This is a genomic window from Streptomyces coeruleorubidus (assembly GCF_008705135.1).
In the GTDB taxonomy this organism is placed as follows: Bacteria; Actinomycetota; Actinomycetes; order Streptomycetales; family Streptomycetaceae; genus Streptomyces; species Streptomyces coeruleofuscus.
The window spans coordinates 5,484,859-5,499,542 of sequence record NZ_CP023694.1 but is presented as its reverse complement, the minus strand read 5'-3'; the positions used below and the strand labels follow the sequence as shown (position 1 = coordinate 5,499,542).

The 14,684-nt window shown below is 71.2% G+C and carries 13 protein-coding genes; 5 read left to right on the top strand and 8 right to left on the bottom strand.

What is annotated here, in order from left to right; genetic code table 11:
- Window positions 1-6 precede the first annotated feature (6 nt).
- Entirely contained in the window at window positions 7-366 is a 360-nt protein-coding gene (locus CP976_RS25470; RefSeq protein WP_003974383.1) for an NADH-quinone oxidoreductase subunit A, read from the bottom strand.
- Window positions 367-1,090: 724 nt separating this feature from the next.
- On the opposite strand from CP976_RS25470, the gene CP976_RS25465 reads away from it, so the two are divergent.
- Window positions 1,091-1,939 carry a C40 family peptidase gene (locus CP976_RS25465; RefSeq protein ID WP_150482452.1) on the top strand — a complete coding sequence of 283 codons (849 nt, stop codon included), beginning with the start codon at window positions 1,091-1,093 and terminating at the stop codon, window positions 1,937-1,939.
- A 128-nt stretch (window positions 1,940-2,067) separates the two neighbouring features.
- Here CP976_RS25465 and CP976_RS25460 read toward each other — a convergent pair whose 3' ends face one another.
- Window positions 2,068-3,888, bottom strand: coding sequence for a hydroxysqualene dehydroxylase (locus tag CP976_RS25460; RefSeq protein WP_150482451.1), 1,821 nt, complete (start codon window positions 3,886-3,888; stop codon window positions 2,068-2,070).
- Between the two features lie 88 nt (window positions 3,889-3,976).
- On the opposite strand from CP976_RS25460, the gene def reads away from it, so the two are divergent.
- The gene (gene def, locus CP976_RS25455; protein ID WP_150482450.1) at window positions 3,977-4,603 is read left to right on the top strand and encodes a peptide deformylase; all 627 of its coding nucleotides are present in this window, start codon (window positions 3,977-3,979) and stop codon (window positions 4,601-4,603) included.
- 34 nt (window positions 4,604-4,637) lie between these two features.
- Here def and CP976_RS25450 read toward each other — a convergent pair whose 3' ends face one another.
- Window positions 4,638-5,930 carry a geranylgeranyl reductase family protein gene (locus tag CP976_RS25450; RefSeq protein ID WP_086841667.1) on the bottom strand — a complete coding sequence of 431 codons (1,293 nt, stop codon included), beginning with the start codon at window positions 5,928-5,930 and terminating at the stop codon, window positions 4,638-4,640.
- Between the two features lie 97 nt (window positions 5,931-6,027).
- Here CP976_RS25450 and CP976_RS25445 point away from each other — a divergent pair, with 97 nt between their 5' ends.
- Together CP976_RS25445 and CP976_RS25440 are read left to right on the top strand one after the other, a co-directional pair.
- Window positions 6,028-6,558 carry a GNAT family N-acetyltransferase gene (locus CP976_RS25445; protein WP_150482449.1) on the top strand — a complete coding sequence of 177 codons (531 nt, stop codon included), beginning with the start codon at window positions 6,028-6,030 and terminating at the stop codon, window positions 6,556-6,558.
- 110 nt (window positions 6,559-6,668) lie between these two features.
- Entirely contained in the window at window positions 6,669-6,980 is a 312-nt protein-coding gene (locus CP976_RS25440) for a PASTA domain-containing protein (RefSeq protein WP_150482448.1), read from the top strand.
- A gap of 10 nt (window positions 6,981-6,990) precedes the next feature.
- Here the strand turns inward: CP976_RS25440 and CP976_RS25435 are convergent, their stop codons facing one another.
- Window positions 6,991-7,686, bottom strand: coding sequence for a demethylmenaquinone methyltransferase (locus tag CP976_RS25435; protein ID WP_150482447.1), 696 nt, complete (start codon window positions 7,684-7,686; stop codon window positions 6,991-6,993).
- Window positions 7,687-7,832: 146 nt separating this feature from the next.
- Here CP976_RS25435 and CP976_RS25430 point away from each other — a divergent pair, with 146 nt between their 5' ends.
- Complete coding sequence (locus tag CP976_RS25430) at window positions 7,833-8,870, top strand: chitinase (RefSeq protein ID WP_150482446.1); 1,038 nt, start codon at window positions 7,833-7,835, stop codon at window positions 8,868-8,870.
- A gap of 85 nt (window positions 8,871-8,955) precedes the next feature.
- Here the strand turns inward: CP976_RS25430 and CP976_RS25425 are convergent, their stop codons facing one another.
- From CP976_RS25425 to CP976_RS25410, 4 genes are all read right to left on the bottom strand, one after another.
- A complete protein-coding gene (locus tag CP976_RS25425; RefSeq protein ID WP_086841657.1) occupies window positions 8,956-9,402 on the bottom strand; it encodes a hypothetical protein in 447 nt (148 codons plus the stop codon).
- A gap of 18 nt (window positions 9,403-9,420) precedes the next feature.
- The gene (gene mqnC, locus CP976_RS25420) at window positions 9,421-10,620 is read right to left on the bottom strand and encodes a cyclic dehypoxanthinyl futalosine synthase (protein ID WP_150482445.1); all 1,200 of its coding nucleotides are present in this window, start codon (window positions 10,618-10,620) and stop codon (window positions 9,421-9,423) included.
- Between the two features lie 70 nt (window positions 10,621-10,690).
- Window positions 10,691-11,464, bottom strand: coding sequence for a prepilin peptidase (locus CP976_RS25415; RefSeq protein WP_150482444.1), 774 nt, complete (start codon window positions 11,462-11,464; stop codon window positions 10,691-10,693).
- Window positions 11,461-14,457 (bottom strand): BTAD domain-containing putative transcriptional regulator, encoded by a 2,997-nt coding sequence (locus tag CP976_RS25410; RefSeq protein WP_150482443.1) that lies wholly within the window; start codon window positions 14,455-14,457, stop codon window positions 11,461-11,463. Before CP976_RS25410 ends, CP976_RS25415 begins: the two co-directional genes overlap by 4 nt.
- Window positions 14,458-14,684: the final 227 nt, after the last annotated feature.

Here is a 14,684-nt window from a genome sequence, read left to right as displayed (position 1 = left end):
GGCCCCTCAGTCCCATTCCAGGCCGCCGCGCCGCCATACGTACGCGTACGCGACGAAGACGGTGAGCACGAAGAGCAGCATCTCCACGAGCCCGAAGATCCCCAGGGCGTCGAAGGTGACGGCCCAGGGGTAGAGGAAGACGATCTCGATATCGAAAATGATGAAGAGCATCGCCGTCAGGTAGTACTTGATCGGGAAGCGCCCGCCGCCGGCCGGCGTGGGGGTCGGCTCGATACCGCACTCGTAGGCCTCGAGCTTGGCGCGGTTGTACCGCTTCGGCCCGATCAACGTGGCCATGACCACGGAGAAGATCGCAAAGCCTGCCCCGAGGGCTCCCAGTACGAGGATGGGCGCATAAGCGTTCACCGCTCCTCGCTCCTCTCAGTCGGCACTGACTGCTGGCGGTTTGCGTCGGGCTCACTTCCGCCCCACCTGTCCCTCGAACCCCGCCCGCCCCGGCGAAGATCGGGAACATGTGAAGCAGGTCACAAGCCCAACCGCGTGCATCTTATGCCCGACCCTCTGTGATCTGCGACACGGGGTATTGCACAAGCTTTGTGATCTCCACCACCTGACGATCGATCATGAAGTCGGATGAGCGGTGATCTTCACACTCGAAGCGTCCGAGTGATCACCAGAGGTGACATTTTGCCTCGTCAGCGCAGGCCGGAGGGGGCGTCTCAATATCAAGAAGGTTCCCTTGCATGCAAATTGGCGATGAAGTCGATCTCTTGATAGAGGCGCGTTCACACAGCAGAGGGCGCGTGAAGCGGGGTGTGGACGCGTGCATTCGTTCACGATCTTCGCGAGGCCGTGATCCGGTCGTGATCTGCGGCGCCGGACGCGCCCGCCTCGGCAACCGTTCCGTGACCTCCGTCACACAGATGAGAGGCCCATGAGAACGGGGCTTGGCCAATCAACCCAACCGATGGTAGGTGCGGGGCAATTCGGGCGTATTGATCAAAGACCGTGATCACAGGCTGGTCACGGGGAGCCCGCAATGTCCGTTACGGCGTCAATAAAGGGCCTCGAGCGGGGTTTTTGGGGGCCCGATTGAACAACTGTGGCGCAGCACACGTTTCTTGAAGATATGAAGGAGCCCCTGGTACCGGTTGTTCCCATGTCCCACACCGCTCACATACGCAGCCACCGGAAGCCCCGCCGCAGCGCGACCTCTTCGATCGCCCTGCGTGCCGGAGTTGCCGGTGGCGTTCTCAGCATGGCAGCGGCGGGTGCGTCGGCCTCGGCGAGCGCCGCCGAGCCGGTCACCCAGACCATCGAACTGCCCACCCTGACGGCCGACATGTCCGCCCAGGTCGCCCAGTCCGCTGCCGCCACCCAGCAGGCGGCCGCGAACTACGAACTGCGCGCCGAGCGTGACGCCGCCGCCGCCAAGGCCGCCGCCGAGGCCAAGAAGGACCTCGCCGAGGCGAAGAAGAAGGCGGAGGCCAAGAAGAAGGCCGCCGAGGCCGCCCGCAAGGCCGCCGCCGAGCGCGCCGCGCGCAGCGCCGAGCGCGCCACGCTGTCCACCGCCTCCGCGTCCGCGTCGGCGTCCGCCTCCACGTCGGTGTCGGCGCCCTCCAGCGGCAGCGTCGCGACCGTCATCGCCTTCCTGAAGGCCCAGGTGGGCGACGCCTACGTCATGGGCGCCACCGGTCCCAACGCCTGGGACTGCTCCTCCCTCGTGCAGGCCGCGTACAAGCAGGTTGGTGTGGACCTGCCGCGCGTCTCGCAGGACCAGTCGATGGCCGGCACGGACGTCTCGCTTTCCAACCTCCAGGTCGGCGACATCCTCTACTGGGGTGGCAAGGGCTCCGCGTACCACGTGGGTGTCTACATCGGAGACGGCCAGTACCTGGACGCGGCCAACCCGTCCAAGGGCGTCGTCATCCAGGACCTGTCGGGTTACCCGGCGGATGGCGCGGTGCGCGTCCTCTGAGGCCGCGCCCGCACCGAATTCACGCATAACGGGTCAGAGGGCCGTTGCCGAACGAGGCAACGGCCCTCCCGGACTGTCCGGAACACCCCTCGTGGGCCCTCAAGGCCCTCCAGGGCCTCTCAGGGCGCCTAACCGAGGTCGAAGGTGTTCGGCAGTCCCAGCCGGTACCGCAGTTCGTCCACGCGCTTCAGGGGCTCCAGCTCCGGCGGCCGGTACAGCTCCCAGACTTGGCAGCGCTCGGCGTCCGAATTGTCCGCCTCCAGCAGGGCGTTGACGGCGTGCCGCGCGGACTCGTTGGCGCCCTCCATGGAGGCGAGGTCGACGTCGGTACGGACATAGTCGCCCGCGAGGAAGAAGTTCGGCACCTTCGTGCGGGCGGTCGGGCGGTTGCCGAGCGTGCCCGTGGGGTGGACGAGGAGCTGCTCGCGGTTCTGCGGGTCGGGGCCGCCCAGGCCCGTCACCGCCGGGTCCATGAACCAGCCCAGCCGGTCCTCGTCCCGCAGGGTCGTCCTGCCGGCGTCGTTCAGCCCGTCCTTCAGCTGCGCCCAGAGCTCGGCGACGACCTCTTCCCTCGTGCACTCCTTGGCCGTCTTGCCGTACAGGATGCCGGGCTTGTCCCACTCCGAGATGATCGCGGAGAGACAGTCGCGGGCCCGGCCGTCGCCGTAGTCGCGCGAGAAGTCCCGTACGTCCCAGAACTGGGCCTGGCCGACGGCCGTCACCGACCAGGGCGAGTCGAGGCAGTTGACGTGGCCGTGCACGACCGGGGTCGGGGTGCGCAGGTAGAACATCACGCCGGTCATCCAGTCCGTCTGCAGCGCGTCGCACCGGGCGAGCTGCGGGTCGGCGGCGCGCAGGGCCCGGCCCCAGGTGAGGCGGGCGTGTTCGACGGGCAGCGCGCTGACGTAGTGGTCGGCGGTGACCGTGCGCTCCCCGCCGCCGTCGCGGTCGGAGACGCGGACGCCGGTCACCCGGCCGCCGTCGTGGAGGACCTCGTGGACCTGCGTGCCGAGGACGAACTCCACGCCGAGTGAGCGCAGGTGGGTCTCCCAGGGGTCGATCCAGGCGTCGCTCGTCGGGGCGTTCAGGACGCGGTCGACGTCGGCGTCGGGGCCGTCCATGCCGCGGCCGAGCAGGCCCCACAGCAGCAGGGCCTCGATGATGACGCGGCCGACGGTCCTGGTGGACGCCACCTCCGCGCGCGTGGCGACGAGGTTGCGGGTCTGGCCGATGCCCAGGAGCGTGCGGTACTCCTGGCTCATCTCCTCGGCACGGATGAAGTCCCACCAGGCGACCTGCTCCCACTGGCCCTCGCGGCGGGCCTCGCAGCTGGTGAGGTGGACGAGGAGCCGGTTGGCGAAGTAGGCGGCCTCGTGGGCGGGCAGGCGGGTGCCGAGGTCGAGAACGGACAGGATCTGGTCGCGGATCCAGGACGGGGTGAGGTCGCCGGGGCGCGGCGGGGTGGTGGCGCGGCGGAGCGGGAAGTGCAGGTCCGGCCGGCCCGAGCCGCGGGCGAACAGCGCCTCGGTGCCGGAGCGGAGATTGCCGCGGACGCCGTCGGCGTTGCCGGCGAAGGGGATGCGGCGCATGGTGTCCGGCAGGTTCCGGTAGAAGCCGGGGAAGAAGCGGAAGCCGTGCTCGCCGGGGAGCGGCCGGCGGCCGCCGGTACCCGTGCCCGGGACGTCCATCGAGCGGGCCTTGCCGCCGAGGGCGTCGTAGTACTCGTAGACGGTGACGGCGTAGCCGCGCTCGGCGAGTTCCTGAGCGGCGCTGAGGCCGGAGACGCCACCGCCGAGGACGGCCACGCGTCTGCCGCCGGAGGCGGGTGCGGCACCGGCGATGCCGGGCCCTAAGGCGATGGCCCCGGCGGCTCCCCCGGTGGCCGTGAGGAAGCGTCTGCGGGTGTGGCCGGACTGCTCCTGGGACTGCTGCGCGTGTTCTGTTGTCATGATTCCCGGAGGGTAGGGAGGGGCGTCCGGTGCCGGAAGCCCGGTTCCCGCCACTCACAGCATGCTCACCATCACAGGGAGACAGCAGATGCCCAGCGTTTTCGTGCAGGGACGGCCCGTCGACTCCTACCCGCGGCTCGCGCCCGAGGCCAGGAACGGGAGGGTACGGCGGATCACCGAGGTCGGTGAGGAGGTTCTGCACAAGCCGTGCCGGGACGTCACCGAGTTCGGTCCGGACCTCGCCGCGTTGATCGACGACATGTTCCTGACCATGTACATCGCGGACGGGGCCGGACTCGCGGCGAACCAGGTCGGGGTCGATCTGCGGCTGTTCGTCTACGACTGCCCGGACGACGACGGGGTGCGGCACGTGGGGCACATCGTCAATCCGGTGCTGGAACCGCTCGACCCGGCGGGCCGGCGGCTGCTCGACGACGGCGAGGGATGCCTGTCGGTGCCGGGCGCCGCGATGGACGTACCTCGTCCGGACCGGGCCGTGGTGCACGGGTACGACCGGGACGGCGGACCGCTCGTCATCGAGGGCACGGGCTACTTCGCCCGCTGCCTGGCGCACGAGACCGACCATGTGAACGGGCAGGTGTACCTCGACCGGCTCTCCCGGCGGGAGCGGAAGGACGCGTTGCGGCAGATGGCGGACCGGCGCGAGGCGGTGTTCGCGCGCCGGGCCGCCAACGTCGCGGCTCTGAGCGGCTGACCGGGCCTTCGGTGCCGAAGGCCCGCGTGCCTGGTCAGGCCTTCGGCGCCACCTTGCTCAGACCGTTGATGATGCGGTCCATCGCGTCGCCCCCGGTCGGGTCGGTGAGGTTCGCGAGGAGCTTCAGCGTGAACTTCATCAGCAGCGGGTGCGTGAGGCCGCGCTGGGCCGCGATCTGCATGACCTTCGGGTTGCCGATGAGCTTCACGAAGGCCCGGCCGAGCGTGTAGTAGCCGCCGTAGGTGTCCTTCAGGACGCGCGGGTAGCGCTGGAGGGCCAGTTCACGCCCCGCGGGGGTCGAGCGGGCGTGGGCCTGGACGATGACGTCGGCGGCGATCTGGCCGGACTCCATGGCGTAGGCGATGCCCTCGCCGTTGAAGGGGTTCACCAGGCCGCCGGCGTCGCCCACCAGCAACAGCCCCTTGGTGTAGTGGGGCTGGCGGTTGAAGGCCATGGGGAGGGCGGCGCCGCGGATGGGTCCGGTCATGTTGTCGGGGGTGTAGCCCCAGTCCTCCGGCATGGACGCGCACCAGGCCTTCAGGACCTCGCGCCAGTCCAGTTCCTTGAAGGAGTCGGAGGTGTTCAGCACGCCCAGGCCGACGTTCGAGGTGCCGTCGCCCATGCCGAAGATCCAGCCGTAGCCGGGCAGGAGACGGTCCTGCGCGCCGCGGCGGTCCCACAGCTCCAGCCAGGACTCCAGGTAGTCGTCCTCGTGGCGCGGGCTCGTGAAGTACGTCCGCACGGCCACGCCCATCGGGCGGTCCTCGCGGCGGTGCAGGCCCATCGCGAGGGACAGGCGGGTGGAGTTGCCGTCGGCGGCCACGACCAGCGGGGCGCGGAAGGTGACCTCGCGCTTCTCCTCCCCCAGCTTGGCGTGCACGCCGGTGATACGGCCCGTGCGCTCGTCCAGGATCGGCGCGCCGACGTTGCAGCGCTCGAACAGCCGGGCGCCCGCCTTCTGGGCCTGCCGGGCGAGCTGCTCGTCGAAGTCGTCACGCTTTCGGACGAGGCCGTAGTCGGGGAAGGAGGCGAGATCCGGCCAGTCGAGCTGGAGCCGCACCCCGCCGCCGATGATCCTCAGGCCCTTGTTGCGCAGCCAGCCGGCCTCTTCCGAGATGTCGATGCCCATGGCCACCAGCTGTTTGACGGCGCGTGGGGTGAGGCCGTCGCCGCAGACCTTCTCGCGCGGGAACTCGGTCTTCTCCAGCAGAAGGACGTCGAGTCCCGCCTTGGCGAGGTGGTAGGCGGTCGTGGAGCCGGCCGGCCCCGCGCCCACGACGATCACATCGGCGGTGTTCTCGGAGAGCGGCTCGGTCACGACGGTCACGGCGGGATCTCCCCAAGTTCGAAATCTGCGTGCCGACCGGCACAGGACATGGGCAGTCTATGCAGCGGCGATCGTCACCTGCTGAAGGGCTGCCTCCATGAACCGAGCTCTCCCCGCCGTGCGGCTGCGCGTCCCCACCCACGAGGACGCGTTCGTCTGGCACCGGCTCTTCGACGACCCGGACGTCATGGAGTTCCACGGCGGCAGGGCCGCCGAGCTGTCGGTCTACGAGGAGCTCACCGCGCGCCAGCGCCGGCACGACGCCGAGCTCGGTTTCTGCCTGTGGAGCATGCTCGACGAGTCCGGGCACGTCATCGGCTTCACGGGCGCCCAGCCCTGGGAGCGGGGCTGGGGGCCGGCGGGCCAGATCGAGATCGGCTGGCGGCTGGGCCGGGAGCACTGGGGCAAGGGCTATGTCACCGCGGCCGCCCGGCAGACGCTGGAGCGGACGCGGGCGGCCGGCGTCCCGGGCGTGGTGGCGATGGTCGACGCCCGCAACATCCGGTCCATCGCGGTCGCGCGGCGGCTGGGCATGCGCCTCGCCGAGACGTTCACGACACCGGCCTCGGAGCGGTCGGGACACTGCTACCGGCTCGACCTCCGGCCACCGTCCGCTGACGCTGCGTAGTCGACTGTCACAGAAAGACATCTGTCGCTTCCGGCCACTGTGGAGCGGGAGTTACCCTGCCTGTACCGCTGGGGGTGACATCTGTGCGCATATCCCGCAAAACACCCGAAGTGCGTGTACCGCGTCTGGTGGGCCTGATGGCCGTGGACGCGCGGGAGACGGCCCGGACACAGGGCCTGCTCCTCAACGCACCGGACCGGCCCGACTTCCATCTCGCCGTCGTCGACTACGTCGTACGCCAGTATCCGCGGCCCGGTGCCGAGGTGCCGCGGGAGTCGATGGTCTACGTGTGGTTCGACTTCGGCCCCGGCGAGGGCGGCGGGGGCGTGCACGAGCCGCGGATCCCGAAACCGCCCAGGGGTGGTCTCCAGCGGGAGCTGGACGAGCCCGGCGACCCGTACATGGTCCTCAGCTCCCCATAGCGCTGTGCGGTCAGCTCTTCTTGAAGCCCCGGTGCAGGGCGACGATCCCGCCGCTCAGGTTGCGCCAGGCCACCCGCGACCAGCCGGCCTCGCCCAGCCGCCCGGCCAGCGCGGGCTGGTCGGGCCAGGCCCGGATGGACTCGGCGAGGTAGACGTAGGCGTCGGGGTTGGAGGACACGGCCCGCGCCACCGGCGGCAGGGCGCGCATCAGGTACTCGGTGTAGACCGTGCGGAACGGCGCCCAGGTGGGGTGCGAGAACTCGCAGATCACGACCCGTCCGCCGGGCCGGGTCACCCGGTACAGCTCCCGCAGGGCGGCGTCCGTGTCCTGCACGTTGCGCAGCCCGAAGGAGATGGTGACGGCGTCGAAGGTGTCGTCCTTGAAGGGGAGCCGCGTCGCGTCACCGGCGGTGTAGGGCAGCCAGGGCTGCCGCTGCTTGCCGACCCGGAGCATGCCCTGGGAGAAGTCGCACGGGACGACGTACGCGCCGGTCCGGGCGAAGGGCAGCGAGGACGTGCCCGTGCCCGCCGCCAGGTCGAGGACCTTCTGCGCGGGGCGCGCGTCGACCGCCTTGGCGACCTCCTTGCGCCATCGCCGGTCCTGGCCGAGGGACAGCACGTCGTTGGTCAGGTCGTACCGATCCGCCACGTCGTCGAACATCGAGGCGACTTCGTGCGGCTGCTTGTCCAGGGATGCGCGGGTCACGGGCCCATTGTTGCAGTACGCCCGCCCGGGAGAAGCCGCGGCTTCCGCCGTGACACGGCGTTCCCCGCCGCCTTGGGAGACGTTCGCGGCCGGGAAACGTACTCGGTGTGTACCCCTGAGGTCTCACGAGAACGGGAGCACGTGTCATGAGGAGTTACCGGAAGCCGGCGGCGGTCGCACTGGGCTGCCTGGTCGCCCTGGTCACCACGGCGTGCTCCGAACAGGGCGAGGCGGCCCGCCCGGCGCCCTCACTGCCGGCCGCGCCCGGCACCTCGCCCCCTGCGTCCTCCTCGCCCCCGGCCGGGGCCGGCACCGCGTACGCCCCGTACGTGAGCGCCACGGAGGCCGCCGGCACCGAGTCCGCCGGCTCCCCGACGACGTACAACCTCGCCTTCGTGCTGGCCGACGGCGACGACTGCACCCCGCGCTGGGACGGCACCCAAGCCATCGGCGACCCTGCGGTGAAGTCCCGTATCGCCCGGCTGGTGAAGAACGGCGGCCAGGTCCGGGTCTCCTTCGGCGGCGCCTCCGGCAAGGAGCTCGCGGCGGCCTGCGACAACGCGACGGAACTGGCGGCGGCGTACGGCAAGGCCCTCGACGCGGCCGGTGCCACCCGGGCCGACTTCGACGTCGAGGGCGACGAACTGGCCGACTCCGGCTCCGTCGCCCTGCGTTCGAAGGCGATCGCGCTGCTCCAGAAGGAGCGTACGGATCTGGAGGTCTCCTTCACGCTCCCGGTCATGCCCTCCGGCCTCGGCAAGGACAGCCTGGCGCTGCTCGGCTCCGCCAACGACAACGACGTCCAGGTCGCCACGGTCAACCTGATGACGATGAACTACGGCACGTCGTACGACGGTGACATGGGCGGCTACGCGCTCATGGCCGCCAAGGCCGCGCACACCCAGCTCAAGAAGGTCTTCGGCACATCGGACGCGGCCGCCTGGAAGGGCATGGCGCTCACCTCGATGATCGGCGTCAACGACGTCGACGGCGAGACCTTCACGCTCGCCGACGCGGCCGAGGTCCGGGCCTTCGCCGAGGAGAAGGGCATCGGGTGGGTGTCGATGTGGTCGGCCGCGCGGGACCGGCAGTGCGCGAACGGCTCCACGTCGGACCAGCCGGCGACCGATTGCAGTGGGGTCAGGCAGAGTCCGGGGGCGTTCGGGGAGGCGTTCGCGGGCTGACGGATCAAAAGGGCACTTCAGAAGGCTCGCTTCGGAAGACCGGCTTCGGAAGACCGGCTTCGGAGGGCCCTTCAGAAAGACGCTGTCAGCGCCGCCTGTGCACCAGCCGCCCCGCGCACACCGTCGCGACGCACTCCCCCGCCTCGTCGAAGACGGCGAGGTCGGCGCGGCCGGTCGGGACGATCGCGGTGCGGCGCGCACTCGGCAGGACGACGACGTCGTTGCGGTCGGCCGCGGACCGGAGTTCCGGCGAGTCGACGTACTCCTCCAGGACCGCGACCGCGCCGAGCTTCAGCACCTCGTGGACGCGTTCGCGCGGGCTCGGGGCGTCCGGGAGCGGGCCCTCGTGGACCCGGGCGGGACCGAGTGTCCCGGGCCACCTGCGGACCCGGGCCCGAGGGAACGCCTCTCGGACGTCGTCGAGCTTTCCGACGGCACCGATCCGGTCCCGTCCGACGGCCACGGCACCGCCCTTGACGGGCTCGGAGTCCCAGGTGACGCGGACGGCGTCAGCCGTGTGAATGGTTTCCAACTGCCTCTCCGCGCCGGCTCAGTTGGAGGCGAGCAGCTTCAGCTCGGGGTGAGCCGTGCCGCCCTCGATGGCCGTGGAGGAGATGTGCGAGACCACGCGGTCGTCGACGGGGTCGTTCGCCGGGTCGTCGTGCACGACGAGGTGCTCGTACGTGGTCGCCCGCTGCGCGGGCACCCGCCCGGCCTTCCGGATCAGGTCGATGATCTCCATCCGGTTGGACCGGTGCTTGGCGCCCGCGGAGGAGACGACGTTCTCCTCCAGCATGATCGAGCCGAGGTCGTCGGCGCCGTAGTGCAGGGAGAGCTGCCCGACCTCCTTGCCCGTGGTCAGCCACGAGCCCTGGATGTGGGCGATGTTGTCCATGAACAGCCGGGCGACCGCGATCATCCGCAGGTACTCGAAGAGGGTCGCCTGCGTCCGGCCCTTCAGGTGGTTGTTCTCGGGCTGGTAGGTATAGGGGATGAAGGCGCGGAAGCCGCCCGTGCGGTCCTGGACGTCCCGGATCATCCGCAGGTGCTCGATGCGCTCGGCGTTGGTCTCGCCGGTGCCCATGAGCATGGTCGACGTGGACTCCACGCCCAGCCCGTGCGCGATCTCCATGATCTCCAGCCAGCGCTCGCCGGACTCCTTCAGCGGGGCGATGGCCTTGCGGGGCCGCTCGGGCAGCAGCTCGGCACCGGCACCGGCGAAGGAGTCGAGCCCGGCGGCGTGGATGCGCTGGATCGCCTCCTCGACGCCGACCTTGGAGATGCGGGCCATGTGCTCGACCTCGGACGCCCCCAGGCTGTGGATGACCAGCTGCGGGAAGGCCTGCTTGATGGCGGAGAAGTGCTTCTCGTAGTACTCGACGCCGTAGTCCGGGTGGTGTCCGCCCTGGAACATGATCTGGGTGCCGCCCAGCTCGACCGTCTCGGCGCACCGGCGCAGGATGTCGTCCAGGTCGCGGGTCCAGCCCTTGGCGGTGTCCTTGGGAGCGGCGTAGAAGGCGCAGAAGCGGCACGCCGTGACGCAGACGTTCGTGTAGTTGATGTTGCGCTCGATGATGTACGTCGCGATGTGCTCGGTGCCGGCGTACCTGCGGCGGCGTACGGCGTCGGCGGCGGCGCCCAGCGCGTGCAGCGGGGCGTCCCGGTACAGCAGGAGCGCCTCGTCGGGGGTGATCCGCCCACCGGCGGCAGCACGGTCGAGGATGGGCTGAAGGTCGGCCTTCTCGGTCACCGGGCGTCCCTTTCGTAAGGGTTGTGGACGGACCAGCCCAGCGTACGCCAGCCGTTCGGGCCGCTGGACGTCAGGCCGCGTAGGCCCCGAGCAGGAGCCCCAGGAAGGCGCCGGAGATCAGGAACGGCCCGAAGGGGATGGCCGTCTTGCGCCCGGCCCGCCGCGCGACGACGAGGGCACCGCCGTACAGCGCCCCGAGCAGGAACCCGGCGAACGTGCCGAGCATCACCGTCGGCCAGCCGTACCAGCCGAGTACCGCCCCCGCGCCCAGGGCGAGCTTGACGTCGCCGAAGCCCATCCCCGCGGGGTTGATGAGGAACAGCACGAAGTAGCCGCCGCCCAGCGCGAGCGAGCCGAGCAGGGCGGTCGTCCACTCCCCCGCGTGCTCGGGCACGAGCGCGGTGAGGCCGAGCAGGACGAGCGCGGCCGCGGCGAACGGGAGCGTGAGCGGGTCGGGCAGCCTCCGCACCCGGAAGTCGACGGCCGTCAGCAGCACCCCGACGGGGGCGAGCAGCAGCCAGACGCCGAGCTCGGGCCGGGTGCCGGTGGCGGCGGCGAGGGCGGCGCAGACGAGGGCGGTGGCGATCACCAGTGGTGCCGTACGGGGCCCGTATCCGGCCTCTTCGCGCTCCGCTCCCTCCGCACCCGCCGCGCCCTCTGGGCCCTGCGCGCACTCCGGGCAGGAGGCCCGTCCCAGCCAGCCCTTGAGGGCGTGCCCGCCGGGGCACCGCTCCCGCCAGGGTTCCCCCGAGGGGGCCGAGAACCGGTAGGCCGCACGCGGCAGAAACACACCCGCCGCCGCGCCCCACAGCGCGGCGGCGATGACCAGCGTCCCGGTGTTCATCCCACCGCGGCGATCGCGTCGCGCCACGTCGGCAGCAGCTCGTCGAGCAGTGCCTCGGTGCGCGGCGGCAGGCCTCGGGCCCCGCTGCGGCCGATGAGATCGGTGGCGAGCGCGGTCAGCCGGGACGTGTCGCCGGTGGCGTGGGTGGCGCGCAGCAGCTCGTGCCACAGGCGCTCGTCGGCCGGGGCGGTGCGCAGGGCCGCGTTGAGGGCCTCGATGGCCTTCTCGGCGCGGTTCTTCTCCATGTGGAACTCGCACAGCGCGAGCCCGGTGTCCGCGACGAGCAGCGGCAACTGGGCGTCGACGATCTCGTGGGTGAGCCACCGGTAGCGGCCCTCGGGCCGGTCGGCTAGCAGCGGACCGCGCACCAGCACGAGCGCGTCGGTGAGCAGCCGCCCGCGCACGGCCCGGCTGTCGACGCCCTTGCCCTGCGTGGCCTCGTGGTAGAGCGACCGCAGGACGTCCAGGTCGGAGACGACGGACTTGGCGAGCGTGAGCCGGCCGCTGCCGTCGGTGCCGAGGCGGGGCGTGCCGTCGGGGTCGGCGCCGAGCCAGTCGCGCAGCCGGTCCAGCAGCGCGTTGCGTACGTCGTCGGTGACGCCGCGCGGCCACAGTGCCGAGGACAGCACGCGCGGGTGCACACCCTCGCGGTGCAGGAGCAGCAGGGCGAGCGCCTCGTGGAGGAGGGCGCTGCGGTCCCCGTCCGGGGTGTCGAGGCCGATGATCTCGTACGGCCCGACGAGCCGGGCGTAGACGGCCGGACGCCCCTGCTCGCTGATGTCGACGAGGAACGGCGGCCTGTTGGCCGGGCCGCCCTCGGGCCGGTTCTCGGGGTCGGCGTCCACGAACAGTTCGACCACGGCCCGCTGCTGGGCGGCGGGCAGCAGCTGGGCGTCGAGTTCGAGTCCGAGGAGGGGTGCGAGCAGCTTGCCCTGGCCGGTGATCTCCATCTCCCAGGCGGCGCCCGGCAGGTCGCCGGTCTCGGTGCCGACGAGGTAGCCGATGCCGAGACGGCCGGCGTCGGCGGCGAGTTCGGCGAGCTTGACGGCGTCCTCGGCGGACGGCTGGGCGGCGAGCAGGACGAGGTGCGGGGCCCAGCGGGTGTGCTGGGCGGGCCCGGTGCGCCCGGTGAGGACGGAGTCGTGTCCGGCTGCGCCCAGGGCGCCCCGCCGCTGCCGCGTCTCGGCCTCCATGGTCTCGACGAGCGCCTCGACGTCCTCGAGGTGCCGGATCCGGTTCGGGGCGAGAGGCGTGAGGTCCTGCCCGAAGCCGACGAGCGTGATGGTCATGCGGTCGGACCACCCGTTGGTCGCCAACTCGGCGGCGACGGAAGCGAAGACGGCGGCCCGGTCGGCCTCCCGGCCGCTCAGCGACACGATGCCGGGGACAGCCTCGAGGTTGAGCAGCAGCCGCGAGTCGTCCATGGTGCCGAGGCTGACGAGCCCCGGGTAGGGCGCGGCCGTGTCGACGTCCTCGTAGCGCTCGGCGTCCGTGCGGGCCAGCATCCAGAAGGTCTGGTCCTGTCCCTGCTGCCAGGGGGCGGGCGGCTTCCCGGCGGGCTGGGCGAGCTGGAGGTGCAGGTCGCCGTTGCTGAGCCAGGCGGCGTACACGACCGGCAGGGCCCGCGACTCCTCGGCGAGGGAGGCGGCGAGGCCGCGCAGGCTCCGGTCGAGCAGCCGCACGCCCTCGGGGTCGGCGCCGACGAGCAGGGCGTCCTGGACGTCCTGCGCGTCCCCGCTCGGCGTGGGCGGCTCCATACCGCGCCGCCCGCCGACGGCCCCGAACGCCGACTGCCACAACGCCTGCCGACGCCGCCGCCCCAGGGCACCGAGGAGACCGGCGGCGAGGAGGGGTGCGGCGAGGAGGGCTTCGGGAAGACCGAAGGCGCTGTCGGACTCGGCGCCGACGCCGGTGGCCTGCTGGTGGCCGGTGTCGGGAGCGGGCCGCTGCTCGGGCAGGGAGACCTGGGAGGTGGAAGGACCACCACCGGCGTGCTCGTGCCCGCCGCCCTGGGCACCACTGCCTCCGCCTTGGGCGTGGTCCCCTGTCCGGGCGTAGTCGGCGATCTGCTGCTGTACGTCCGGCGACACGTTGGGAGCCTCGTCGGGCATCTCGACGAGCTCGCCGCCGCGCGCGTCGCCCGGCATCTCCATGATCCATCCGGGCCGGATGAGACTGGCCTCGGAGAGCTTGGACCCGTCCGGCTGGACGCGGTCCTTGTTGAGCTCGAAGATCTCCTTGTAGCGACGCCCGTCACCGAGGTGCCGTTCCGCTATCTCCCACAGGGAGTCGTGGTGGCGCCCCTCGGGCGGCTGGATCCGGTAGTACTTCGTGTCGCCCTGCTTGGCGGTGCTGCCACCGGCGTCGGCGTGCGAGGCGGCGTGCGAGGCCTGTTCGGCGAGGGCGGCCGCGGTGTCGGCGGCCTGCTCCTGCTGCTGGGCGAAGAGACCCGGGGTCTGCTGGGCCGCGGCGGAGGCGGGCTTCTGGTTGGCGTCGTAGCCGCTCTGCCCGAGCTGCGACAGCCCGGGCGCGAAGCTGGCCGCGGTGGCGCCGACGAGCAGCAGCGCGGCGACGAGCTGCCGGGCGAGCAACTGACTGGGCCCGGCACCCGGCACCCGCCCCGGCACACCGACACCGGACAGCGCGGCCTTCATCTCCACCAGCACGCAGGCGGTGAACTGGGCCCACGCGAGCCACACCACGACGGTGAGGATGTTCAGAAACGTGTCGACGGTGATCTCTTGCTGAAGCCAGTCGAGGCTCGGCACCCCGTTCGGCAACGGCCACCCGATCTGCGTGGCCAGCGCGCCGGGCACACCGACGAGCAGAACGGCCAGGGCGACGAACGCGAAGAACGCCTTGACGAAGTCCCCGAACGACCGCCGCCGGATCCTCACCGGCTGCGGCGTCCGATTCCTCGGAGCCGTCGTTCCCGTCGTTCCCGACGTACTTCCCGTCGAGCTTGACGAGCTTGAGGTGCGGCGTCGCGGCATGGCGGGTGTCCTGGGGTCGTGTGTGGAGTGCGGTGAGGCGAACTGTGGGCCGAGAGGTGTGCTGAGCCTACAGAGATCTTATGGACTCTTATTGAGGTCGTCGAAGGGCGTAGGAGGCGAAGGTCGTTGACGCCCGATTTGCCCTTGAAGTTGTCTGCGTTCGCGCCTACGGCCGGGCAGCCGGAAGCATCCCTTCGCAACTGCCACGCACACTCCTCACGCACCAC